The organism is Nostoc sp. LPT, assembly GCF_017115165.1.
GTDB lineage: Bacteria > Cyanobacteriota > Cyanobacteriia > Cyanobacteriales > Nostocaceae > Nostoc.
In genome coordinates this window covers 1-23,024 of the sequence record NZ_JABXKF010000135.1, presented here as the reverse complement: position 1 = coordinate 23,024, position 23,024 = coordinate 1, and the positions used below count along the sequence as shown (strand labels likewise).

At 41.9% G+C, this 23,024-nt stretch carries 25 protein-coding genes; 14 read left to right on the top strand and 11 right to left on the bottom strand.

Annotated features, from left to right (window positions below; translation table 11 throughout):
- The first annotated feature begins 62 nt into the window (after nt 1-62).
- Nucleotides 63-1,733 carry a transglutaminase domain-containing protein gene (locus HWQ58_RS25210; protein WP_292868798.1) on the top strand — a complete coding sequence of 557 codons (1,671 nt, stop codon included), beginning with the start codon at nt 63-65 and terminating at the stop codon, nt 1,731-1,733.
- A gap of 11 nt (nt 1,734-1,744) precedes the next feature.
- Here HWQ58_RS25210 and HWQ58_RS25205 read toward each other — a convergent pair whose 3' ends face one another.
- Together HWQ58_RS25205 and HWQ58_RS25200 are read right to left on the bottom strand one after the other, a co-directional pair.
- Entirely contained in the window at nt 1,745-1,918 is a 174-nt protein-coding gene (locus HWQ58_RS25205; protein ID WP_292868795.1) for a hypothetical protein, read from the bottom strand.
- 419 nt (nt 1,919-2,337) lie between these two features.
- The gene (locus HWQ58_RS25200) at nt 2,338-3,192 is read right to left on the bottom strand and encodes a PD-(D/E)XK nuclease family protein (protein WP_292868792.1); all 855 of its coding nucleotides are present in this window, start codon (nt 3,190-3,192) and stop codon (nt 2,338-2,340) included.
- 146 nt (nt 3,193-3,338) lie between these two features.
- Between HWQ58_RS25200 and HWQ58_RS25195 the strand changes: the two genes are divergently transcribed.
- The 9 genes from HWQ58_RS25195 to HWQ58_RS25155 all read left to right on the top strand — a co-directional run bounded on the left by HWQ58_RS25195 (nt 3,339) and on the right by HWQ58_RS25155 (nt 7,329).
- Nucleotides 3,339-4,763 (top strand): phosphoglucomutase/phosphomannomutase family protein, encoded by a 1,425-nt coding sequence (locus tag HWQ58_RS25195; protein ID WP_292868789.1) that lies wholly within the window; start codon nt 3,339-3,341, stop codon nt 4,761-4,763.
- A gap of 131 nt (nt 4,764-4,894) precedes the next feature.
- Nucleotides 4,895-5,173 carry a LapA family protein gene (locus HWQ58_RS25190; RefSeq protein WP_292868786.1) on the top strand — a complete coding sequence of 93 codons (279 nt, stop codon included), beginning with the start codon at nt 4,895-4,897 and terminating at the stop codon, nt 5,171-5,173.
- Nucleotides 5,174-5,256: 83 nt separating this feature from the next.
- Nucleotides 5,257-5,523: a BrnT family toxin gene (locus HWQ58_RS25185; RefSeq protein WP_292868783.1), complete on the top strand. Its 267-nt coding sequence runs from the start codon at nt 5,257-5,259 to the stop codon at nt 5,521-5,523.
- A gap of 3 nt (nt 5,524-5,526) precedes the next feature.
- Nucleotides 5,527-5,784, top strand: coding sequence for a BrnA antitoxin family protein (locus HWQ58_RS25180; protein WP_100901828.1), 258 nt, complete (start codon nt 5,527-5,529; stop codon nt 5,782-5,784).
- A 34-nt stretch (nt 5,785-5,818) separates the two neighbouring features.
- Nucleotides 5,819-5,971: a hypothetical protein gene (locus tag HWQ58_RS25175; protein ID WP_292868777.1), complete on the top strand. Its 153-nt coding sequence runs from the start codon at nt 5,819-5,821 to the stop codon at nt 5,969-5,971.
- A 75-nt stretch (nt 5,972-6,046) separates the two neighbouring features.
- Nucleotides 6,047-6,526, top strand: a complete 480-nt coding sequence (locus HWQ58_RS25170; protein ID WP_292868774.1) for an AAA family ATPase — start codon at nt 6,047-6,049, stop codon at nt 6,524-6,526.
- Between the two features lie 62 nt (nt 6,527-6,588).
- Complete coding sequence (locus tag HWQ58_RS25165) at nt 6,589-6,756, top strand: hypothetical protein (protein ID WP_292868771.1); 168 nt, start codon at nt 6,589-6,591, stop codon at nt 6,754-6,756.
- 131 nt (nt 6,757-6,887) lie between these two features.
- Entirely contained in the window at nt 6,888-7,082 is a 195-nt protein-coding gene (locus tag HWQ58_RS25160; RefSeq protein WP_292868768.1) for a BrnT family toxin, read from the top strand.
- 10 nt (nt 7,083-7,092) lie between these two features.
- Nucleotides 7,093-7,329 carry a hypothetical protein gene (locus HWQ58_RS25155; RefSeq protein WP_292868765.1) on the top strand — a complete coding sequence of 79 codons (237 nt, stop codon included), beginning with the start codon at nt 7,093-7,095 and terminating at the stop codon, nt 7,327-7,329.
- Here the strand turns inward: HWQ58_RS25155 and HWQ58_RS25150 are convergent.
- The 6 genes from HWQ58_RS25150 to HWQ58_RS25125 all read right to left on the bottom strand — a co-directional run bounded on the left by HWQ58_RS25150 (nt 7,321) and on the right by HWQ58_RS25125 (nt 12,880).
- On the bottom strand, nt 7,321-7,497 hold the full coding sequence (locus HWQ58_RS25150; RefSeq protein ID WP_292868762.1) for a DUF5615 family PIN-like protein: 177 nt from the start codon (nt 7,495-7,497) through the stop codon (nt 7,321-7,323). The genes HWQ58_RS25155 and HWQ58_RS25150 overlap by 9 nt on opposite strands.
- Nucleotides 7,494-7,727 (bottom strand): DUF433 domain-containing protein, encoded by a 234-nt coding sequence (locus tag HWQ58_RS25145; protein WP_292868759.1) that lies wholly within the window; start codon nt 7,725-7,727, stop codon nt 7,494-7,496. The genes HWQ58_RS25150 and HWQ58_RS25145 overlap by 4 nt, the downstream gene beginning before the upstream one ends.
- A 143-nt stretch (nt 7,728-7,870) precedes the next feature.
- The gene (locus tag HWQ58_RS25140; protein WP_292868913.1) at nt 7,871-8,593 is read right to left on the bottom strand and encodes a hypothetical protein; all 723 of its coding nucleotides are present in this window, start codon (nt 8,591-8,593) and stop codon (nt 7,871-7,873) included.
- Between the two features lie 149 nt (nt 8,594-8,742).
- Nucleotides 8,743-9,465 carry a Uma2 family endonuclease gene (locus tag HWQ58_RS25135; protein ID WP_292868756.1) on the bottom strand — a complete coding sequence of 241 codons (723 nt, stop codon included), beginning with the start codon at nt 9,463-9,465 and terminating at the stop codon, nt 8,743-8,745.
- A 252-nt stretch (nt 9,466-9,717) separates the two neighbouring features.
- Complete coding sequence (locus HWQ58_RS25130; RefSeq protein ID WP_292868753.1) at nt 9,718-11,295, bottom strand: NAD(P)H-quinone oxidoreductase subunit 4; 1,578 nt, start codon at nt 11,293-11,295, stop codon at nt 9,718-9,720.
- Nucleotides 11,296-11,824: 529 nt separating this feature from the next.
- Nucleotides 11,825-12,880 carry a PstS family phosphate ABC transporter substrate-binding protein gene (locus tag HWQ58_RS25125; protein ID WP_292868750.1) on the bottom strand — a complete coding sequence of 352 codons (1,056 nt, stop codon included), beginning with the start codon at nt 12,878-12,880 and terminating at the stop codon, nt 11,825-11,827.
- A 105-nt stretch (nt 12,881-12,985) separates the two neighbouring features.
- Here HWQ58_RS25125 and HWQ58_RS25120 point away from each other — a divergent pair, with 105 nt between their 5' ends.
- The gene (locus tag HWQ58_RS25120) at nt 12,986-15,121 is read left to right on the top strand and encodes a cache domain-containing protein (protein WP_292868747.1); all 2,136 of its coding nucleotides are present in this window, start codon (nt 12,986-12,988) and stop codon (nt 15,119-15,121) included.
- Between the two features lie 101 nt (nt 15,122-15,222).
- Here HWQ58_RS25120 and HWQ58_RS25115 read toward each other — a convergent pair whose 3' ends face one another.
- From HWQ58_RS25115 to HWQ58_RS25105, 3 genes are all read right to left on the bottom strand, one after another.
- Nucleotides 15,223-17,325: an NAD(P)H-quinone oxidoreductase subunit 5 gene (locus HWQ58_RS25115; RefSeq protein WP_292868744.1), complete on the bottom strand. Its 2,103-nt coding sequence runs from the start codon at nt 17,323-17,325 to the stop codon at nt 15,223-15,225.
- A 199-nt stretch (nt 17,326-17,524) separates the two neighbouring features.
- Nucleotides 17,525-17,911, bottom strand: a complete 387-nt coding sequence (locus HWQ58_RS25110; protein WP_292868741.1) for a thioredoxin domain-containing protein — start codon at nt 17,909-17,911, stop codon at nt 17,525-17,527.
- 610 nt (nt 17,912-18,521) lie between these two features.
- The gene (locus HWQ58_RS25105; RefSeq protein ID WP_292868738.1) at nt 18,522-19,238 is read right to left on the bottom strand and encodes an NnrU family protein; all 717 of its coding nucleotides are present in this window, start codon (nt 19,236-19,238) and stop codon (nt 18,522-18,524) included.
- A 212-nt stretch (nt 19,239-19,450) separates the two neighbouring features.
- Here HWQ58_RS25105 and HWQ58_RS25100 point away from each other — a divergent pair, with 212 nt between their 5' ends.
- The 3 genes from HWQ58_RS25100 to HWQ58_RS25090 all read left to right on the top strand — a co-directional run bounded on the left by HWQ58_RS25100 (nt 19,451) and on the right by HWQ58_RS25090 (nt 23,023).
- Entirely contained in the window at nt 19,451-20,464 is a 1,014-nt protein-coding gene (locus HWQ58_RS25100) for a LysR family transcriptional regulator (protein ID WP_292868735.1), read from the top strand.
- 305 nt (nt 20,465-20,769) lie between these two features.
- Nucleotides 20,770-22,173 (top strand): serine/threonine-protein kinase, encoded by a 1,404-nt coding sequence (locus tag HWQ58_RS25095; RefSeq protein ID WP_292868732.1) that lies wholly within the window; start codon nt 20,770-20,772, stop codon nt 22,171-22,173.
- A 322-nt stretch (nt 22,174-22,495) separates the two neighbouring features.
- Nucleotides 22,496-23,023: a hypothetical protein gene (locus HWQ58_RS25090; protein WP_292868729.1), complete on the top strand. Its 528-nt coding sequence runs from the start codon at nt 22,496-22,498 to the stop codon at nt 23,021-23,023.
- The last annotated feature ends 1 nt before the right edge of the window (nt 23,024 follow it).

Here is a 23,024-nt window from a genome sequence, read left to right as displayed (position 1 = left end):
CTTGAGTCATGTTTCCTCCCCTACCTAAAGGTGAGGGTTTTTTACACTTACCACAAGGTTTTATGAGTTTTGCACTCCCCACTTTGACCGTTAGCCAAATGTTTGGGCAAAGAACAATTCGACCGCTTACTGCTGCTGCCCTGTGTGGCATTACTTTCATTAAAGATAGACTGATTGCCATTGACAGTATTAAAGGACATCTACTGGAGATCGATCCTACCTCTGACAACAGCAAAATTCTCAATCCCCATCAAGTTGAAGAATTTACCGATGTCACTGGTCTAGCGGCGTGGGATGATACCCTGTGGGTAAGCCGAGAAAATAGTGTTTATTTGTGCAAGCTCGACACTTTGGATCTAGAACATTTTGTAACATTGCCTTATCCAGCTGATGGCGTTGCTGTTTGGGAAACAACAGTTTATGTTAGTTGTCAAAGGCTGGGCTACATTCTGGTTTTTGACCGCGAAACGCGAAAAGAGATTACTAAATTTTATGCCCCTGGAGTTGGAGTAGAGAATTTGGCAGTCAACCAAGAAATGCTATGGATTTGCGATCGCACCGAACAATCAGTTTACGCGATGGACAGAGCCACGGGAGAACTGCAATTTAGCGTCCTGACACCCTTTGAATGTCCTACAGGCATAGCAATACATAAAAATGCCGAAACAGGCAAAGAAAGTATTTACGTCGCCTACGCCTCAGAGGAGCCTTATATCCGGGATAACCCCAATGCCGATCCGAGTCATGAGCTAACATTCCGCGATCGCACTTTTATTCATCCTCTGTATTATCATTACCAGCCAGATAAGCGTTACGCCCTTTCCAATGGCTATCTGATTGAAATGTCCTATGCTGAGGAAATTGCACCTCTAGACGAAGTTCATTTACCTGATGTCGAATGGCGCATCGCCTTACCATCGGAAACTGAGCGTCAAAAGGTGAAACACGTTGAACCTATTGGTATGCCCTTTACCGAAGAAGTCATAGAGGGGCAACGTGTAGCAGTCTTTAAATTTGATTCTCTTGCACCAGGAGAACGGCATATATTTGGCTGGAAAGCACTTTTGGAAGTTCGAGGGATTAAGTACCGCATTACACCTAGAGATGTGGAAAATATACCGGAACTGTCCCCAGAATTACAAACACGCTACCTAGTGGACGACGACGATTTAGCAATGGATACTACCATTGTTCGCCGTTCCGCCAGAGAAGCGATTGGTTCTGAAACCAATGTGCTGCGGAAAATGCACAGCATCCGCAACTATGTTTATGATGAGTTATCCTACGGTATTAAACCTTACATTGACACACCAGATATAGTTTTAGAGCGGGGCGTTGGTTCCTGTGGCGAATATGTCGGTGTTTTACTTGCCCTATCCCGTTTAAATGGTATCCCCTGCCGCACCGTAGGCAGGTACAAATGTCCTCCCCATAGTGACTTCGTAGGAGTACCGTTACAACCCGACTTTAATCATGTTTGGCTGGAATTCTACGTCCCGAATTTTGGCTGGTTGCCAATGGAATCAAATCCTGACGATGTGAGTGAAGGTGGGCCTTATCCGACGCGCTTTTTTATGGGCTTATGCTGGTATCACATTGAAATTGGCAAAGGCATAACCTTTGAAACCGTGACAAGTCAAGGTGCGCGGCTAACCAAACAAGATATCCCCATCGGTGATTTGGCGATTAATCATATTCGATTCACAATTCTTAAAGAATTACCGCCTTTTTGAATTTCTTCGATTTATTTACCCAAATTATGCTTTTTAATTAGCTCCTGGTTTTCAGGCTTATTGAGCCAGTCTTCTAAAGCCTCAGCGATACGATCGCTGAGGTTTTTATCTTTGACTACCACAGCCCGAAACAATCGGTTTAACTCTGGAGAAACATAGCCCCGTAATTCCTTCTTTTCACTCATCAACCTTGCACAGCGTACAACCGCTTAATTTTTGCATAGCTTTTTAGGCTATGTTGATTTAGTTTTTTATCCGATTATCCGATTGTCCTATTTCGGCAGTATGATTGTGAGTGTTGGAATGCGATCGCCCTGTGGTTGGACACCAAATAACAATTCACGCATTCACGCATTCACGCATTCAAACATTTTAGACATTTTCAGACGGGGATTTAAACCCCGACTGAAAATGATTTGGAGGCGGAGTGGCTCCGACTCCGCGCTACCTGTAGAGGTAGGGGTCTTAAACCCTTTGATTTCCGATAAAAATCGGTGTATCTAACATCTAGGTTGTCTGATAAGAGAAGAGAATCAGGTCAGTAAAAATACGAGTATTTAGTAGATTTTTTTGAAAATTGAACCAATATAAACAGGTAAACTAATTAGCTATTAACTCTTAAACTGGGCAATGGATATGATTGATGCTGCTTAAAATCGGCAAACTCACAAATCGAGTTAAATGGGCAAAAGCGGCAGTGAGAGCCAGGATTAGGAGGGAATATTTTACTGAAATTACTAGTTTCTTCCTGATATTTTTGCAAATCGTGCTGGTGCTTGTGGGCAATATTCGCTAACTCAAATTTTAAGGATTCTAATTCACTATTATTAATACTAATTAACTCTGACTTTTTACATATTTCTAAATTATAAAATGATGCAACAGCTTCTCGTCCAGGGTAAAGATAACGAGCAGCTAACAAGTAAACTAATGCCTGTCGTTTGTCAAAAGCCGACTTACCAGTTTTGAAATCCAAAATATGTAAAGTACTATCAGACTCAATAAAAACGCAGTCCATAGCCGCGTATAAGCGAAAGCAATAATCTTCTTGTTCTACTAGTATCGGTTTGGGAAAGCCTTCATCACCCGGAGTTAATTGGATAATATCTTTATCCAAAAGCAATGGCGCATCGTGATATTTTTTCAAAATTTGCAGCACGCGTTGCTGGACTTGAACGCTTGAGTTGCCTAATTTAAGTAGCTGTGCAACTCTTTCTACACCATCTGCTTGCTTCAACAGATACCTGTGATGATGAAACTCATAAATGCCTTTTTGCGCTAGTATGCCAATCCGCTGGGGCGCGGTGGCTTGCGTTAAAAGCGCTTTGACTTGTGGTTCGTGTTGCCGTGCTTTGATAAACCCCCGTCTCATCTGGCAATGCCAGCGTTCTTGCCCAGTCGCTGGGGCAACTAGAGACCAAAGGTGATAACTGGCAAAAGGTCGATCGGGGGTTGACATTGCTCAGAAACAGTGAGAGAAAATACGGTGGGGAGAAGTTTAAGCTAAGGCTTCCTTAGAAAAGAACTTCGGAGGATACTTGCTGCTACACACGCTTTGCGGGAAGCTTTTATAGTACTGATAATGTACCGGAGCAAGTGGCAAAAATGTCTAGCAAGATAAAATTTGGTACCGATGGATGGCGAGGGATTATTGCCGATGACTTTACTTTCCCTAATGTGCGGAAAGTAACAAGGGCAATCGCCACTTACTTAGAAACAGCCTACACAAAAGATAGACCAGTACTTATTGCCTACGATACTCGCTTTTTAGCTGACCAGTTTGCCCAAACAGCGGCTCAAGTACTAGCAGACTTGGGTTGGACTGTGAAAATTACCGATCGGGATTGCCCTACACCAGTAATTGCCTACAACGCCCGTCACCTAAATTCCGCTGGGGCGTTAATGTTTACTGCTAGCCATAATCCAGCACCCTACTGTGGAATTAAATATATACCCGATTATGCTGGGCCTGCCACTCCAGAGATTACTGATACTATTGTGGCAAATATAGAAGGTGCATCGGATGAGTTGCCTGGGAGCAACCCATCAGGTTCAATTTCAATTTTCGATCCCAAACCAGATTACCTGCAATTTATCTACACTCTACTTGATGTAGAAAAGATCAAAAGCGCTAATTTAAAGGTGAAGTACGATGCTTTGTATTCTACCTCTCGCGGTTATTTAGATGAAGTTTTGCAACATAGTGGCGTTCAGTTAGAAAGTTTCCACGATTGGAGGGATGTTTTATTTGGGGGTGGGATGCCAGAACCCAAAGGAGAACAGTTAGTTGAGTTAGTGGAAGCAGTAGTTCGCGATCAAGCTGATTTGGGCTTGGCGACGGATGGAGATAGCGATCGCTTTGGTATCGTTGATGAACAAGGAAATGTCCTCACTCCGAATACTGTGCTGCTACTTCTAGCACGTCATTTAATCAAAAACAAAGGTAAAACTGGCGCCATAGTCCGTACTGTCGCTACAACCCACCTGCTGGATAATTTCGCTGCTAAAAATGGGCTACAAATTTACGAAACAGCAGTTGGTTTTAAATACATCGGCGAAAAAATGCGCGAAACTGCCGTATTAATCGGTGGAGAGGAATCAGGTGGTTTGAGTATTATTGGTCATATTCCCGAAAAAGACGGGGTATTAGCCGATATGCTGGTGGCAGAAGCGATCGCTTATGAAGGCAAACCGCTAAGTCAACTTGTCAAGGAAGCGATCGCTGAAGCTGATGGGCCACTTTACAACAACCGCCTAGACTTGCACCTCACAGAGGCGCACAAAACCGCCGTCATCGACTCCTTTACTAAAAATCCACCTACAGAGGTAGCAGGAATTAAAGTCAAGGAAGTGGGGCGTAAAGACGGTATTAAGCTCTATTTAGAAGAAGGTAGCTGGGTTTTACTGCGTCCTTCCGGTACAGAACCACTGGTACGTGTCTACCTAGAAACCAACACTCCCGAAAAACTCACCCAAATCGCCCAAGAGTTAGAGAGTGCCATTGCTAAACTAGAGGCAGTAGCAGTTTAATCTGTCAGAGTTAGGAATTAAAAGTTAAGAGTTATGAATTAGGAGTTAAGAATTATTAATTTACAATTCTTAACTCCTGATTTCTGTTTTTGAGCAAAATACAACTCCTAACTTCTCACTTCAATCAAAGTATGAAAACTTTCGCTCCTTTTTTGACATCTCTAGTTGTAGCGGTTTGGGTAATCGCGATCGCAATTATTTCAGTCCAAAATGCCACACCCGTATCGTTAAAATTTTTAACATTCCAATCGATTCAGATACCAATGGGTTTGGTGTTAGCTTTTAGTGCCGTTGTCGGGTTAATTGGTATGGCACTGCTGCAACCTCTGTGGGGACTTGCTGGTATTGGACAGGGTAATTCTCGATTGGAAGAAGATGCGGAATTTTTTGTTGACGATGAAGATTTTTAAGGTTTGAAAAAAACACATAAAATTACACCAGTTAAGTAATCTTCATCTACTAATATGCACGAATGTGCATACAATAGATTTAGATGGCGTATCAGTGGGATACGGATAAGGCAGCAGCTAATCTTCGCAAGCATGGCATTGACTTTACTGATGCAGTAACCGTGTTTTCTGACGATTTAGCAATTACCATCACGGATGAACGTTTTGATGAAGAGAGATTTATCACTATTGGGATAGATGCTTTCAGTCGAGTTTTAATAGTTGTGTATACATGGCGCAATGATGAGATTCGATTAATTTCTGCCCGCCAAGCTACGCGCTATGAACAAAAGCAGTATGAGGAGGGATAAGTTATGGAAGCTGAGTATGATTTTAGCCAAGGCAAGCGGGGAGCGATTGAATCAACACCAACAGGTAAAACTAGAATTACAATTCGCCTAGATGATGAAGTACTAGCATGGTTTCGTGACCAAGTTCATGCAGCAGGTGGGGGAAATTACCAAACTTTGATTAACGATGCCTTGCGTGAGTACATTCAGCAGCGCCGTGAACCGTTAGAAGAGACATTACGGCGAGTATTGCGAGAGGAACTTGAGCGCATCGGAAAATGAGGATATTTTGGCTTGCCTAAGATCGATAACGGCTATGAACGCAACTTATAAAGCAGATTTTAATTTGTGGATTGAACAGACAGCCCAACTATTGCGATCGCATCGCTGGCATCTTCAAAACGCTATACTAGTATCGTTAAAATTTTTAACATTCCAATCAATTCAACTCAACTCTCAGCAGTTTTAGTGCTAGCTTTCAATACTGGTATCGGGTTAATTGGCAATTTAAACTAAAATCATAAAAAGTAAGTGACAGACTTAAATGTATATTAAAAATTTACAGATTCAGAATTACGGCCCTATAAATAATATAAGCTTAAATTTTGAATTCGATAACAATTCCTATCCAATCCCTCCCTTAATATTTCTTGGTAAAAATGGTACGGGTAAAACCTTATTGTTATCCTTTATAGTTGATGGACTTATCGAACTAAAAAGAAGTAAATATGGTAAATTACAGGAAGTAGAAGAAAATCAGTTTTTCAAAATAGGCAAAAAGGATTATATAAAAGCTTCTAAAGACTTTAGTTATGTAAATATTGATTTTGAAACATATGGCAAAATATTAAGTTATACAGAATTAGTTACTAATTTGTCCTTTTCTGCATTTAATTCAAATTATTCGGCAAAAGTATTTTTGAATTTTGATGTTAATGAAAACCTATTCCAAGAACATGGTTTTTATAAAAAAACATCTCCAATAAATGAAGTCAATTTATACACTAATGCGATCGCTCATTAGTGTAAATTGATTTTAAGTAAGGAAACCCAGCAATTTATGTATCTTCAGCAACCACACTGCTTGTGCGTAGACGCTTTTTAGCGGCTTGCCGCCAGGCATCGCACCTGTGGGAGGCTAACACCTCAATGCAATGGACAAGCGATGTCTACGACGGGCTACGCCTACGTACTCGACTTGACGCTAGAATAATTAGTCGCAATCTTGTAGAGATGATTGGCGATGAAAATTAAAGCAGTTGATTTTTCTGGTGTCACTAGTATATTGAGTCCATGAAGTTTGAGTGGGATGAGCGTAAAAACCAAAGCAACATCACAAAGCATGGTTAAGACTTTGCTGATGCTTTCCGCATCTTTAATTACCCATGCTTGTCTACCTAGATGAACGAGAGGACTATGGAGAGGATCGGTATCTCGGTATTGGACTACTTGATAGACGAACCATAGTAGTTATTTACACCGAGCCTGGTGAAGAAATGGTTCAGATCATCTCATTAAGAAAGGCACTGTCTCACGAACGAAAAAGCTATGAACAATACCTCAAGAACCGATTGGGTTAGAGTCGATGCAATGAGTGACGAAGACATTGACACCTCAGATATTCCACCTTTGTCAGAAGAGTTTTTTGCTAAAGCACAATTGCGAATGCCCAAGTCAGCTGTAACAATAACAGTTAAGGTAGATCCTGAAACTTTTGCTTGGTTCAAAGAGCAGGGAGAGACTGCCGAACAGCAGATGGCTGTAGCATTAAAGATTTATGCAGAAGCACACAAAGCTTATCCAGTGTCTGAGGCGAAGTTAACATAAGTCTTTGGTCATGATTACTGCATTAGCGACTCGTGCTGCCTCAAAAATCTCTACATCTTTAGCATCTCGTAATCCAAGCTTTCGTAGGGCAATAGCCTCTACGTCAAAAGTCTCAGTTAGCCAAAGTGCTAATGTAGGAGGCAACTGAGCATCAATCCAAATTTTCATGCTATCAGTCGAGGAAAGTCAGTTCTCCGTGCTGCGAACAATAAACAAGCTTGGATATCTTCGAGTTCGAGATCGGGAAAATCCTCTAAAATCTCAGAAACACTGACATTCTCAGCCAACATTTCTAAAATGTCATTCACACGAATTCTCATGCCTCGAATACAAGGACGACCACCACACTGACCAGGAGTTTGAGTAATGCGAGTTAACAAATCAACCCTTGAGTTCATGCAAGTATTTTAATATCAGGTACTTTTATTTAACCTAATTCTGCGATCGCAATTATCCTAGCCTAGCATCTCAGTCTAGCAAAAGGGCGATGTTTACGACGGGCTATTCGGCGTCGCAATTATCCAAAGCTCACCAACAGAAGCTAAGTTGGGCAGTTTTGGGTTAGTTGTAGCTTTAAGTAATCAATAAAGTCCAGAATTTCTGTATCAGTGAGTTGTAGACGTGATCGCTTACCATATCTCTGCTGCAAATAATCCCTTCCTTGCTCTGGAGTCCAATTTAATTGGGCTAAATATGTGTCACTTTTAGCTATAAAAACATCACGGAATTCAACCGCTTTTATATTGTCAATTGTTTCTGATTGAGATTGATTTTTATCTGGATTAAAATTGTTAATTTTATTAATTTTTAAACTTACTTTTTGCCCTAAAGCTTGCCAGTCTAATTCCTTATGTCCATCCCAACTAACACCTACAGAGCGATAAGTGACTGGATCGTAAATATTACAGAATACTACTTTTTTATCTCCAGGACTAACGGCAATAGTAAGCGGATGACGCAGTTGTTCAAAAGTAAGAATATCTAAAGACAGCAATAAGCCTTTACAAAAATAGGTATCGCTTCCTGAACGGATAATATAAGGTTTATCTGCCAAAACATTTAAATCTGTTCTGATAACTTCTCCAAATGTATTTTCAACCTTTTTATTAACTTCTATTCCTGTAATTACCCCAGTCAAGGCTCTTTCATAAATTGGGATGCGTTTTTCATCTTCAGCAAGCACATACCAACAGTGATCAGATTCTTTGCTGACAAACACATATTGAGGTTTTGGGAATGCTCCAAATCCTAATTTAACTTCCATATTTTTGATGCAGGTTTTGGTAAATATATTTATTGAGCAACCCGCTTTTACGATTTGTATCGTCAAGCTATGAGTTATTTATAGATATAATTCCCTAGCCAGTAAGCTAATTAACATTAAGGCAGCAAAAACTACAAAATTTGGTGAATCTATGACAAAGTTTCTGGATCAACACCAAGCGCATTCAACCTTTCAATTAACATTTTAACTTGTTGTTCTGCTTCCACACGTCGCTGTTCTTCAAAAGCTGTGCGTTCTTCCGCTTCCCTGATGCGTTCTTCTGGTGTCAGCAATCTTTGCCCTTCTTCGTCATACCAGTACAGCCATTCCCGCACTATACCTTGATAAATTCCCCGTTCTCGCCCAATTCCTAAACCAATTTCTGGTAGCCAAACGGAATTTCCTGACATTAAGATATATTCCCCATCAACTAAGCGATATACCTCCAAAGGTGTCTTTTTACGCCGCAGGGGACTATACACAACGTAGTACAAAATTCCTAATTCTTTGGCATAAAATTCTTTCTTGATGTTATATTCTTCTCGATATATTTGGGAAACAACTTCCAATGCTAAAATTGGCAGTTTATTTTCTTCCCACAGCACATAACTTAGGCGCAAGTCCTCATCAATGAAGCGTTTAACTCCTAAGCTGAGAAACCCATCAGGGACAATAGCTGGTTTATCTGGGTGATAATAAATACCCATATCAACACCAAAAAACCAATCCCAGCGATCGCACCAAACCAAAGCTAGGATCGTTTTTAGCAAGCCGGGAATTAAATTTTGGAGTTCATTATCCACAGCAGTATCATCTGAGTCGGGTAGTTCTTCGGAAGATGGCAAACAATGCAGTGGATCGTAGTTTAACATGAGCGGTTTTGCCAAATCTGATTCTAGATAGATTGTACGTAATCTATTGATGTGCGATCGCACTGATTTTGATAGCCCTTGGAAATAAATTATAGAAGCTTATTTTCCCAAACAATGCAATTGGAAAAAATATATCTACTCATCTTACCCCGTACAGAATTTTTTTAACTTAGTTCAGTGAGTAACAAAAAGGGCAGGTTTTATACCCGCCCTGGAAGAAATAAATATTTAAACTAAACTAGCGATCGCAACTTAATTACCAATTTCCGGTGCACTCAAAGAAACCTTTAGTGTTTCTTCTTTTTGCTGTGCTAATGTCGGTACAGAATCCCGCAATCTTGCCGTCAATTGTACAGTTGTAGCGTCATACATTTGAGTCAGCAATTTTGGATAGAAACCAATACCAATAATTGGAATTAACAAACAGGCAATGATAAATACTTCACGGGGTTCAGCATCTATCAAAGCTTGGTGAGAAACTAATTCCTCGTTCTCTTTACCGTAGAAAATTTCTCGCAACATCGACAGCAGATAAATCGGAGTTAAAATCACTCCCACTGCCATCAAAAACACCACGATAACTTTGAAGGTAGAGCTATAAGCATCGCTAGTAGCAAAGCCGACAAATACCATTAATTCTGCCACGAAACCGCTCATCCCTGGCAATGCCAAAGAAGCCATTGAACAGGTGGTGAACATGGCGAAAATCTTCGGCATTCTCTTAGCGACACCGCCCATTTCATCCAACATCAGGGTGTGTGTGCGATCGTAAGTTGCGCCGACCAGGAAGAACAAACTCGCCCCAATTAACCCGTGGGAAACCATTTGCAATACTGCCCCACTCAATCCCAAATCGGTGAAGGAGGCGATACCAATCATCACAAAGCCCATGTGAGAAATTGAGGAGTAGGCAATTTTTCGCTTTAGGTTGCGCTGGGCAAAGGATGTCAAGGCAGCGTAGATGATATTAACTACCCCCAAAACTACGAACACTGGTGCAAAATAAGCGTGGGCATCGGGGAGCATTTGGGCATTCATCCGAACTAAGGCGTAACCGCCCATTTTCAAGAGAATACCTGCTAATAACATGTGTACAGGGGCTGTAGCTTCACCGTGGGCATCAGGTAGCCAGGTGTGCAAAGGAATAATCGGCAACTTGACAGCGTAAGCAATTAGGAATCCAGCATAAAGGGCAAGTTGGAAATTCAGGGCGAAATCTTTTAAGGCGAGCGATCGCATGTCAAACGTCACCGTATCGCCGTAAAATCCCATTGTCAGGGCAGACAGCAAAATAAACAGCGACCCGCCTGCGGTGTATAAAATAAATTTGGTTGCTGCATATTGCCGCCTTTTGCCTCCCCAAATCGACAGCAGAAAGTATATCGGTACTAGTTCCAGTTCCCACACCAGGAAAAATAACAGCATATCCTGGACAGCGAACACGGCAATCTGACCGCCATACATCGCCAAAATCAAGAAGTAAAATAGCTTCGGCTTGAAGGTAACAGGCCAAGCTGCTAAAATCGCCAGCGTGGTAATGAATCCAGTCAAAATAATTAGGGGCATGGACAAGCCATCTGCTCCTACTGACCAATTCAAACCCAATTGTGGTACCCAGGGGTAACTCTCCACTAACTGCAAATCTGGATTGGAAAAATCATACCCAGTATAAAAAGCGTAAACAATTAGTGCAAAATCTATCAGCCCCACGATCAGGGAGTACCAGCGCACTGTTTTGCCTTCTTTGTCAGGGATGATGGGAAGAAGTAGCGACGCGGCTATTGGCAACAGAATAATCGTCGTCAGCCACGGAAAATTAGCTGTATTCATCACAATTCGTCTGCTATCAAAATCATGTTTGGCAAAAAGTCACTAGTTATTAAGTAACAGCTTTTTGGGGATTTCGTCTTCCTCGTTAGGTTGATTTAATTAAATTAGCAATCCCCCATTTCTTTTCTTGGGAGTCTTTTTTGACATTTGGGGGTGCAAAATGTGCGTTGTGATACTCCAAGTCTTGTCAAAAATTTACCCTAAAAACTGTACGTTCGCTTATTTTGAGATGGCAAAAGGAATTAATACCTTGAGAGGAAAGGAATAAAACAATTTTCCAACCGAATCGCATAATGCCTCTCATTTCTCAGTAGTGTGGAGAAAAACGATAGGGCAATTCTTGGGTAAAAGCGATCAGTTCATTCCTAAACTTTGAGTGACTTCGCTCTATGTAGAGGATTCACTCAGTTTGAATTTATCACCATGCTTCCTGGGTCGGCCCTTGCCAGCTTATCAACTTACTATGAGTCATTCCTTGGTTTAAATAAACCTAGTACCATATTAGACTTGTCACGCTAGTATCTGTTTTCTACCTCTGTTTGGAACTTGCTAGTTGATCTGCAAGTTTGACATTGGCTGGCGACCCTTCCTCAAAAACCGAGCCAGCGATCGCATGATCTAAACGCGATCGCACCTTTGCTAGCAAGTTATCCGGCAAAGGAACGTAGCCACTTTCTGAGATTAAGGAACGGTTAGCAGCATTTAGGTGGTAATCTGCAAAAACTTTGACGACAGGATTTTCTTTAAGAGCTGTCTTGCTGACGTATATAAATAGAGGACGGGAAAGGGGATTATAGCTGCTGTTGGCGATCGTTTCTGGGCTTGGCTCTACACATTTACCTTCCTTGTTCTCAATAGCAAGAGCCTTGAGAATGTTCTGATTTTTTAGGTAGCGGGAAAAGGATGTAAAGCCAAGACCTCCCGGCTCAGACGCGACTGTCTGAACAGTTACGCTTTCCTCTTCACTGGTTTTGTAGTCGTTGCGGATTTTCCCACTTTTGCCAATTATCACCTCACTAAAATAGTCTACAGTACCAGTGCCTACAGCCGGTCCAGCCAGTATGAGGGGATATTGATCGGGGTAATCATTACGAACTTGGTTCCAGTTAACGATTTTGCCTGATGCAGCAGACTCCCATATTTTGCTCAGTTCTTGAGGTTTGAGGCAAGTAGCCCAAGTGTTGGTGCGATTGACTACAAGGGAGATGCCATCAAGGGCAAGGGGCAATTCAACGAATTCAATGTTGTTTTTTTGGCAGGCTTCAATCTCTGACTTTTTTATCGGACGGGCTGCCATTGAGATATCAGTTACGCCAAGGCAAAACCTTGTAAAGCCGTCTCCAGTACCGTTCTTCCCAATAGCGATTCTTACATTGGGGTTTACTTTTCTAAATTGTTCTTTCATTGCTTCACTAATAACAGAAACCGTACCCGAACCGTCAATCAGTACATTTTTACTTGCACCTAAGCCAGTATTGCCATTTACTCTGCTGTCTAGTGGAGTATAAACTTGCCTTTGCTCGCTGGTACAAGCAGTCAAACTCACCAATAAGATAGTTGCTAAAAAACACCTAATATGAATCATTATTTTAACTATAAATAGATACAGCCAATTTATATGTAAATTATATGGAAAAGTGTCAGAATACTTTACGAGAAAATTTATTTACGCTTTTGATAACTGGCATTTATGGAAAAGAATAAAAAGCAAAAAATACTATTCTTTACATTACTAACCCTTTGTGGTATCACTCTTGCATTAGCTCTATTTGGGTTTTACACCTATTGGCACACCGCACAACAGAGACTTCAAAAAACTAAAAACCAAGCCCAGCGAGAAGCTGTACTAACGACTCTGGAGATCGAGAACGAACTGCGTAACACTCAAGATAATTCTCTTGCTCTTGCTAACTCCCTCACAACAGGTGAAATCAACGATGAGCAACTATCAGCGCAACTCCAACAAAAAATTGAAAAAAACCCTTATCTTGCTACCTTCGGTGCAGCTTATGAAGCTGGTGTTAGTAGAAGCAAATCCCAAAAGCTAGATGCACCTGTCTATTTCAGGGTAAACAACAGTGTGCAATTGGGACAACAAGAGAAGAATGATGACAACACAAAATATCCCTGGTATCGCAAGACGTTGCAGGATGGAGCATCTTGGGGAGAACCTTACCGCAGGTCACAGCAGTCTTTCTTGACTGAACCCATAGTGGGATTTTATGCTCCGTTCTATCGTTTGCAAGGCAAACAAAAATTGCCGCAAGGAGTTCTTTTTAGTGAATATTCCTTAAGTCAAATACAACAGTTGATTGATTCCTTAAAACTGGAACTGGGAAAAACGGGGTACGCCTTTGTTCTTTCTAAAAATGGAACTTTTGTCTATCATACGATTACTGATAATGTAAAACAGCAAAACAACTTGGTTGAAATTGCTGCCAAGCAGAACAACAAACAACTCCTAGCATTAGTTAAACAGGCGCTTCAAGGTAAGGAAGGCGAAGCGGAGTTGTTCGATGAAACCACAGGTCAAAATTCTTGGTTTTTCCTGCAACCAACTAAGCTGAATAATTGGGTGGTGGGAGTAGTCTTTCTCAAACAAGAAGTTTTGCTAGATGATCAAACTAAGCGGCAAACGCTAATCTTAAGCTGTTTAGCCTTGGTCTGGTTTTTCATTTGTTTGTCAGTTCTAATGTTGCGGGCTTATGAGTTTCGTGCTAGCCGAGTGTGGATAGTGTCGTCAATCTCTAGTATCTTGTTTGCCACAGAAATCGGAATGATTTGGAAATTAGCTTTGGGCGATCGCAACTATATAGCCAATCACAACGTCCTGCTTAATCAAGCACAAGTTGATAAATTATTGGCTCCCCAAGTCAAGTTAAATAAAAACTTAAACCGAAAGCCGCCGTTATATGTGCCTACTGGAATTTTCATTCAGTCCTTAGAATTTGGAAGTGCTAAAAAAGTTTTTATGACGGGTTACATCTGGCAGAAGTATACCAAAGGCATTCACGATGGGTTGACTCGCGGTTTTATTATGCCGGATGCTGTCAGTGTCAACGATGTACAAGTGAAGGAAGCTTACCATTATACTCAAGGAAATGTTGAGGTTATTGGCTGGTATGTGGAAGCTACAGTGCTGCAAAATTTGGATTACTCTCACTATCCCTTTGACTACAAAGATATTCAAATTCGGTTATGGCACAGCGATTTTAACGCTCAAAGTAATTTAAACCGCCAAGTATTTCTCACGCCCGATTTTGAGAGTTATAAAATTATTAACCCCAGCGCCCATCCTGGTTTGGATAAGAGACTAGTTTTGGATGGCTGGCAGATTGAAGATAGTTTTTTTGAATATCTTTATGCGACATACGATAGCAATTTTGGGATACAAAATACTATTTTTAAAACAAATGTTCCTGAACTGAATTTCAATATTACTACCAAACGCCAAGTTATCAGTATTTTTATCTCCAGAATCGGCCCGCTGTTTGTAGTCGTTGTCATGCTGTTTGCCATGCTGGTAATTGCCGATAGAGATAAGGCTATGGAGGTTTTGGCAGCTTGTGCTGGTTTTATTTTTATTGTCATTCTTGACCAAGTTTCGCTTAGGGAACAAGTCCTTGCTAAAGAACTTGTTTATTTCGAGTTTTTCTACTTAGTTATTTATTTCTACATTTTCTTAATAACTATTAACGCTGTTTTAATGCTCGTAAAACCAGATTTAAAGCTGTTACAGTATAAAGATAACTTGATAGCTAAAATATTTTACTGGCCTTCTCTTCTGAAACTGTTGCTGTTAATTACTATTTTTATATTTTTCTAAAGCAATTTGTTAGAGAAGCCTATTATGTTATTCCTGAAATTAGAGACTTGAGCAATGTAGAGGCAAAGGGGCAGACAACCGCCCCTTTGCTTCTATGAAAATCAGGTAACACCAAAGACAATCACTAAACCCAAAACCGCCCCAAACACAATCAAGGCATAGAATTGAGCGCGACCGTTTTCTAGGTACTTCAGACCTTCACCGCTGACAAGGGTGAAAAAGCCTGTGAGGTTAACAGCACCATCGACAACGCGGAAGTCAACTTCCATAACTTGTCTAGCTAGGCGACGCAAGCCGAGGACAAAAACCCGATGGTAAATGTCATCAAAGTACCACTTATTGAGGGATAACTCGTAAAGTGGTTGGATTTTAGCAGCGATCGCAGCCGGGTCAATCTTACGGCGCAAATACATCAGCGAAGCTAAGGTAATCGCAACCAAGGAAATTCCCACTGAGGCACCCGCCATAATGTAGAATTCCGTCGGATTGAACTCGGAAGCCTTTTCTAGAACTTCGGTGATTTCGTTAGGAGGAAAGATAAACTCTTCAAAATAATTGGCGTAGGGAGTTCCCACTAAACCAATGAAAATCGAAGGCACAGCCAAAAATACTAATGGCAGAGTCATTGTCCACGGCGATTCGTGAGGAGAGTCGCTGTGATGCCCGTGGGAGTCATGATCATGGGAGTCATGGTGTGCACCAGTTGCCGCCAATTCTCCTTTTTTCATTGCCCCAGGCCCAAAATTCGGGGCTAGTTCTTCTGACTCTAACTCCAGAACAATTGTGGCTGCCTTCTTGAGTTTTTCCTTGATTTTCTCGTCAGTACCCCGGAATTTACCTTCAAATGTCGAAAAATACATTCTAAACATATAGAAAGCAGTAATCCCGGCAGTTAGCCACCCGATAAACCAGAGGAGTGGGTTCGCCTCAAAAGCCTTCCCTAGAATTTCATCTTTTGACCAGAAACCAGCAAAGGGCGGAATACCAGAAATTGCCAAGCAACCAATCAAAAAGGTAGTTGCTGTGACGGGCATATACTTTCGCAGTCCGCCCATCAAGCGCATATCTTGGGCTAAGGCAGGGTCATGTCCAACCACACCTTCCATACCATGAATTACTGAACCTGAACCCAAGAACAGCATCGCCTTGAAATAGGCATGGGTCATCAGGTGAAATAGTCCCGCACTGTAGGAACCTATTCCCATTGCCATCACCATGTAACCGAGTTGGGAAATGGTGGAGTAAGCCAAGCCCTTTTTGATGTCATTTTGGGTAATGGCAATGGTTGCCCCCAAGAACGCCGTAAACGCCCCAGTAAAGGCAATGACATTCATTGCGGCTGGAACGTCTTCAAATACTGGGTACATCCGGGCAATCAGGAAAACACCCGCCGCCACCATCGTTGCTGCGTGAATCAAGGCAGAAATGGGGGTGGGGCCTTCCATTGCGTCTGGTAGCCAGACATGGAGGGGGAATTGGGCTGATTTCGCTACTGGCCCTAAGAAAACTAAAATCGCAAACAGGACAGCGAGAAAATTGCTGATAGAACCTGATTCTACGAGTTGGGCGAGGCGATCGCCCATGATATTAAAATCAAAGCTTCCTGTTGCCCAGAACAGCCCCAAAATACCGAGTAATAGACCAAAGTCGCCTACGCGGTTGGTAACAAATGCTTTTTGCGCGGCATCGGCTGCTGACTTGCGATCGTACCAAAAGCCGACCAGCAAGTAAGAACACATCCCCACAAGTTCCCAGAAGATATAAATCTGTACTAGGTTGGGGCTGATCACCAGACCTAACATTGAAGAGCCAAACAAACTTAGATAGGCGTAAAACCTCACATAACCGGGATCGTGAGCCATGTAGCCATCGGTGTAAACCATGACTAAGCAGGCTACCGTTGTGACAATCACCAGCATTAGGGCTGTCAGGTGGTCAATAGTGTAGCCCATGCTCAGGTGAAAATTACCTGCTGCCGCCCACTCAAAGGTACGGAGATAAGGCGCGTGTCCTTGAATTTGACTCCACAACAAGGCAAACGACAGCCCCATAGCTGCTGCCATCATGGAGATAATCACCACAGCGTTAAGCTGCCGTAGGCGGTTTGTCACCTGATTCAACGAGATTAACCCTAGACCGACCAGCATCGCCCCAAAAAGAGGGAACACCGGAATCAGCCAGGCATACTGATAGATTACTTCCATCACTGACGCCTACTTTTAGAATTCTTGATTAGCGTGTCGAAACTGTTAATAATTGTGACACACACCCTTTAGGATAAAATAACCCACCCAAGGCTGATTGGGTGGGGTATTAAGCATGGCTTTAGATTTGTCGAGAATAGCTCTGAGTTCTGAGTCCTGAGTCCTGAGTTTAATTATTACTCACGACTGGGTAATCTTTTCAGGCTGACCGACACTCTAAATCCACTGTTTTTGAACTTTTGTAGATTTTGGGGTAATTGCTGTAGCTGGCTTTAATCTCTTCTAAAGCTAGACGTAAATCTTCTCTGCCGCGAAAGCATTCCAAGCGATGGCGAATGGTGCCATTTTCAATCAATAGTAAAGTGGGTAGTGATTTTAGCCTATAGGTAGTAGACAATTTAAAATTTTGATCGGCGTTAACCCCGACTAATTTAATTTCATCCCCGCACTGGGCTTGAAATTGCAACAATAGTGGGTGAATAACTCGACACAAGCCACACCAAGGTGCTTCAAAGTTAACTAAAACAGGAATAGGAGATTCTAAAACTTCTTCAGTAAATGTCCGCTCACTAACCGACAACACCATGACGCCTCTTGGATTATAAGGTTTTTATTTTTATATCAAACTAGCTATCAGTACTGAATTGAGTAGTACTGAGTCCGAGTTCTGGTTGCTGAGTAGAAGTCCATAACTAAAGTTAGCGGATTGAATGAGGAACTCGTTTATTTTTCTTTTAGAGTTAAAGCGGGGATTGGGACTAATTGCCAAGCTGTGAATACTAAGTTACTTGCTTTTACTCAGGACTCAGGACTCAGCTACTGCTTCAGCGGAGGATTGGCAAGTCACTAACTGCCGATAGATGCTTTCAGGACACAAATATTCAGGACACAGAATAATTGGCAAAAATTGAGGGCGTTAATGTGTCTCTGACAGAAAAGCCACCTTAGTAGTCACGTTGGCTTTTTTGGATGTTTAACTCCTGATTGCCATGGCTGCCTGGGGATTTGACTGAATCCGCCACTTTTTTTCAAGGAAAGGCAACTGACCAACGACTACCAATATAAAATCTCAAGCTGGCTGAACGCACCCCCCACTGATAGATGTTTGAATTTATCCTACATTGATTTGGAGCAATTGATAAGCTGAAATTTCCATCTATTTTGGATTTTTTGCTGACATTAGGGATCGTCTAAAGTTACCATCCTATCCTACTAGTTGCTTCCAGTAACAGAGGGTGCGACCACCAAAGCAAAGCTATAAAAATAGTAACTCCCAAATAGGCGGGGCGGAGAAATTCCTGCCATCTGAGAGATTGACGCCCGTCAATAATTGCTTTACAGGGAATAATTGAAGTCCGCTGTCTGGCAATTTCAAAAGCTTCCCCATAACGATCGCTCAAACGGCGATCGCCGTGCCAAACCCCAAACAAGTGATGCAATATCAATCCAATGGAAGTCACAAGGGTAAAGGTAGTACCCAGCCAGAGAGTATGGGCAACACACCAAATTATTTGTCCTACCATCTGGGGATGACGGGTAATCCGAATAATTCCTGTTTCGTAGAGATGAACTTGGGGCTTTTGAATAGCAGCAATTTCTAGTAGATTGAAGGTAGCAGGATATAAAAACAAGAACGAGATTGCTGACAGCAGCCAAACAAATTCTCGCACTCCTGGCACCCCTTGTACCTGCCAAATTTGCAAACCATCATAGCGGTGCCCAAAAAAGTAAATAATTAATATCACAGCCAACGGTAGGCTGACTAATGCAAAGAGAATGCGATAAAACCTTGGGCTAATATATTTTTCTGCCCAAGGGCGTAAAGCAGCGCCTCCACTGTGAGCGATCGCAAAAACTATTTGTAACCCTAGTATGACAAAATGACTGGGTGTCAACCAAGAAATCAGCAGCATATACACAGGTGAAGTAATTTAAAGAAAACTGAATTCAGTACAACCAATACCACAAAGTATTCAAAAGGGGACTTTAGTCAAGATGTTGTGCTATTGTCTTTTTCGAGTCAATCCTTCAAGTTTAATATGCAACAAATCATGTCCGGCTGATTGCTGTCAAACCGGATTTATTACGTGCATCTGCTCCTTTAAAAGTTTGTGGGTTGAGCCTTATGTCTGACCTTCCTTTCACTTTAGATCAGTTACGTATCCTGAAAGCGATCGCCCAAGAAGGAAGCTTCAAGCGTGCCGCTGATAGTCTTTACGTCTCCCAACCTGCCGTCAGTTTGCAAGTCCAAAATCTCGAACGGCAACTCGATGTCCCCTTATTCGATCGTGGAGGACGACGCGCTCAGTTAACCGAAGCCGGGCATCTACTCTTAAACTACGGTGAAAAAATCCTCAGTCTCTGTCAGGAAACCTGCCGCGCGATCGAGGATTTACAAAATCTCCAAGGTGGTACTTTAATTGTCGGTGCTTCTCAAACCACCGGCACTTATCTTTTGCCCAGAATGATCGGTATGTTCCGACAAAAATATCCAGATGTGGCAGTGCAATTACACGTCCACTCTACCAGGCGGACTGCTTGGAGTGTCGCTAACGGACAAGTCGATCTGGCAATTATCGGCGGTGAAATTCCCGGTGAACTGTCAGAATCTTTAGACGTGATTCCTTACGCTGAGGACGAGCTAGCGCTGATCATACCTGTCTTTCATCCTTTTACCAAACTTGAAAAAATCCAGAAAGAAGACCTGTATAAATTACAATTCATTGCCCTAGATTCCCAATCGACTATCCGCAAAGTCATTGACCAAGTGCTAGCACGCTGTGAAATCGATACCAGACGTTTTAAAGTTGAAATGGAATTGAATTCCATTGAAGCGATTAAAAATGCTGTGCAATCTGGTCTAGGGGCTGCCTTTGTCTCAACTAGTGCGATCGCTAAAGAGTTACAAATGGGCGTTTTGCACCGTACTCCCATTGAAGGCGTTGTCGTCAAACGGACGCTGTGGCTGATTTGTAATCCCAATCGCTATAGATCCAAGGCCGCAGAAGCCTTTAGTCAAGAAATCTTGCCCCAGTTTGCGAACCCAGGATGGAATCAAGATGTGTTAAAATTAACACAAAAAAGTCTAGTGTTAACTACATTGGAGGTAGCAACACCCACCTTATCTGGCGAAGACTAAAATCAGGTTATTAGTCCCTTGTCATTTGTCCTTTGTTTTTTGTAAATGACCAAATAATTCGTAATGACGCTCCTCTGTCGCTAACTTAATTCGTAATTATTAACCCATTGTGTTCGTGCAGGGTGCTGTAGGCAAGCCAAGGGTTTGACATCAGGAAAAAAGTTTCCTATTCCTCATTAACAAATTTAGTTACTCTGTAACCGGAACTAATTACGAATTACGTAGCTTGCTTCTTGCCATTCGCGTAGCATCTCGTAGAGAAGGCGAGTATTATCAATTGCGAATTATTTTGACTAATCACGAAAATGGAAGTTTACTGCACTCGTCCACGTTGTCCACGCCCACAAAACTATTTTGCCGATTTAGATAATGTTACGACACTCAAAACAACCCAGCAAAAATATTGCACTACCTGTGGTATGCCATTGATGCTAGATGGTCGATACGTGCCAACGAAACTCCTGGGAAGGGGCGGGTTTGGAGCAGCATTTTTGGCACGCGATCGCCGAATACCAGGAATGCGTCAATGTGTGGTTAAACAGTTTCAACCATCGGGAAATTTAACTTTAACTCAACTGCAACAAGCGCAGTTAATGTTTGAAAGAGAAGCAGAAGTTTTAGCACAGCTTGGTAACGATCACGAGCGAATTCCTGACTTGTTTGCCTTCTTTCCAGTGATAGTTAATAGCTTGCAACCAGGTGAGCAAGACCAATTTTTTTACTTGGTGCAAGAATACATTGACGGGCAAACCTTAGAGGAAGAATTAATTCAACAGGGGAAATTTTCTGAACAGCAAGTGTTAGAGGTATTACAAGGAATTCTGAGGGTACTAGAGTTTGTCCATGACAGAGGCATTATCCACAGAGACATTAAACCTTCAAACATCATGCGTCGTCGTGATGGTAAACTTTTCTTACTAGACTTTGGTGCAGTCAAGCAAGTAACAAATGCTGCACTTGGTTCTGCGGCTTCTTCCACAGGAATTTATTCTATGGGATTTGCACCGCCTGAACAGATGGCTGGGGGGCAAGTATTTCCATCTACAGATTTATACGCTTTAGCTGTAACTCTGATTACCTTGTTAACAAATAAGGAAGCAATTCAACTATTTGATGCTTATAGTAACCAATGGAAATGGCGAACCCAAGTAAGTGTCAACCCTCACCTTGCTGACATTTTAGACAAGATGCTGCTACCTGCGGCTAATCAGCGCTTCCAGTCAGCCCAGGAGGTTCTACGCGCACTTAACTCACAGGCAGTTCAAGCCCCTACACAACTTAATTCGCCCTCTGCAACCCTCCCCCCACAACCATCCAAAGGTTCTAATCCTGTTGTTCCCCGTCGTCCACCAACTCAGCCAGCGTTTTCTACATTGGAATTATTGGGTGGGGCGGCATTTAGTGGATTTGAGGGTGCATTGATCGCGATCGCCCTCTTCAGTCTAGTAAAATCACCAATAGTTACCTTGACTACTTCTGCGCTGATTTTAGGTATACTAATTTTTGCCCAAACCAGGCGGTGGATTGAAAAGTTCGATTTATTAATTATTCCCACAATTACTTTTGTAATTATTTTTTTTGTCCCCTTTTTACGGGGAGGTCAAGACCTTTCGTCAGTGGTGATTTTAGCAGTTGGAGCAGGCTTAGTAGCTATTTCACTAACCGCTGTATTTCGACTTATTTATAAATTATTATCTCTCTTACTTTAAAAAAATTCTAGTGCTAACAGCTACATAAATGTTTCAGAAAAACGAAACACTTAGTCTTTTTTTAGCCGTTGTCATCACTATTGGTGTAATCTTTGGTGGTCTATGGTTTCTTATGAAACGGTGGCCGCAATTAAACGGAACGTATACTTAATAATAGTTTCGCCCTTGGTGGGCGAAAGCGTGTAGCGAGACGTTCGCGGTAGCGTCTCGTAGAGAAGTACGGTTTTAAACCAATATTCACCACCCAGTGTACAGAATTCATACTGACTTTTGAGTTCTAAATTCTTCATAATAAATATTTTTACTTTATTGAAACTTATTTATGTCACAAAAAAATGAAACCACAATTTTAGCTTTGGCCCTGCTGCTGACAGTTGGAATAGTTGGCGGTGGTTTTTGGTGGTTTACTAACAATGGGGTCAAAATTGGTAATACCAACATTCAAAATCAACAACCAGGCAACAATTCATCCTTGCAAGACCGCATTAGTTTTGGAGAAAAATCTTTTACTCCGGGTGACATTTCTCCAGTAAAAAAAGAAGGAGTACAGGCGATCGCAGCTAAAAGTTATGATAAGGCGATCGCCAATTTCACAGCTGCCCTAAAACTCAACCGTAACGATCCAGAAGCATTAATTTTTCTTAACAATGCCCGCATCGGTTCTTCCAAGAGCTACACCATCGTGGCCTCTGTACCATTTGGCACTGACCCCAATGCCTCCTTAGAAATTTTACGTGGGATAGCCCAAGCCCAAAATCAAATCAATAGCTCTGGAGGAGTCAAGGGAGTACCGTTGGGGAGCATCTCAGTTTTTGAAGTGCCTCAAACCGACAATAATCCATTAAGGTAGG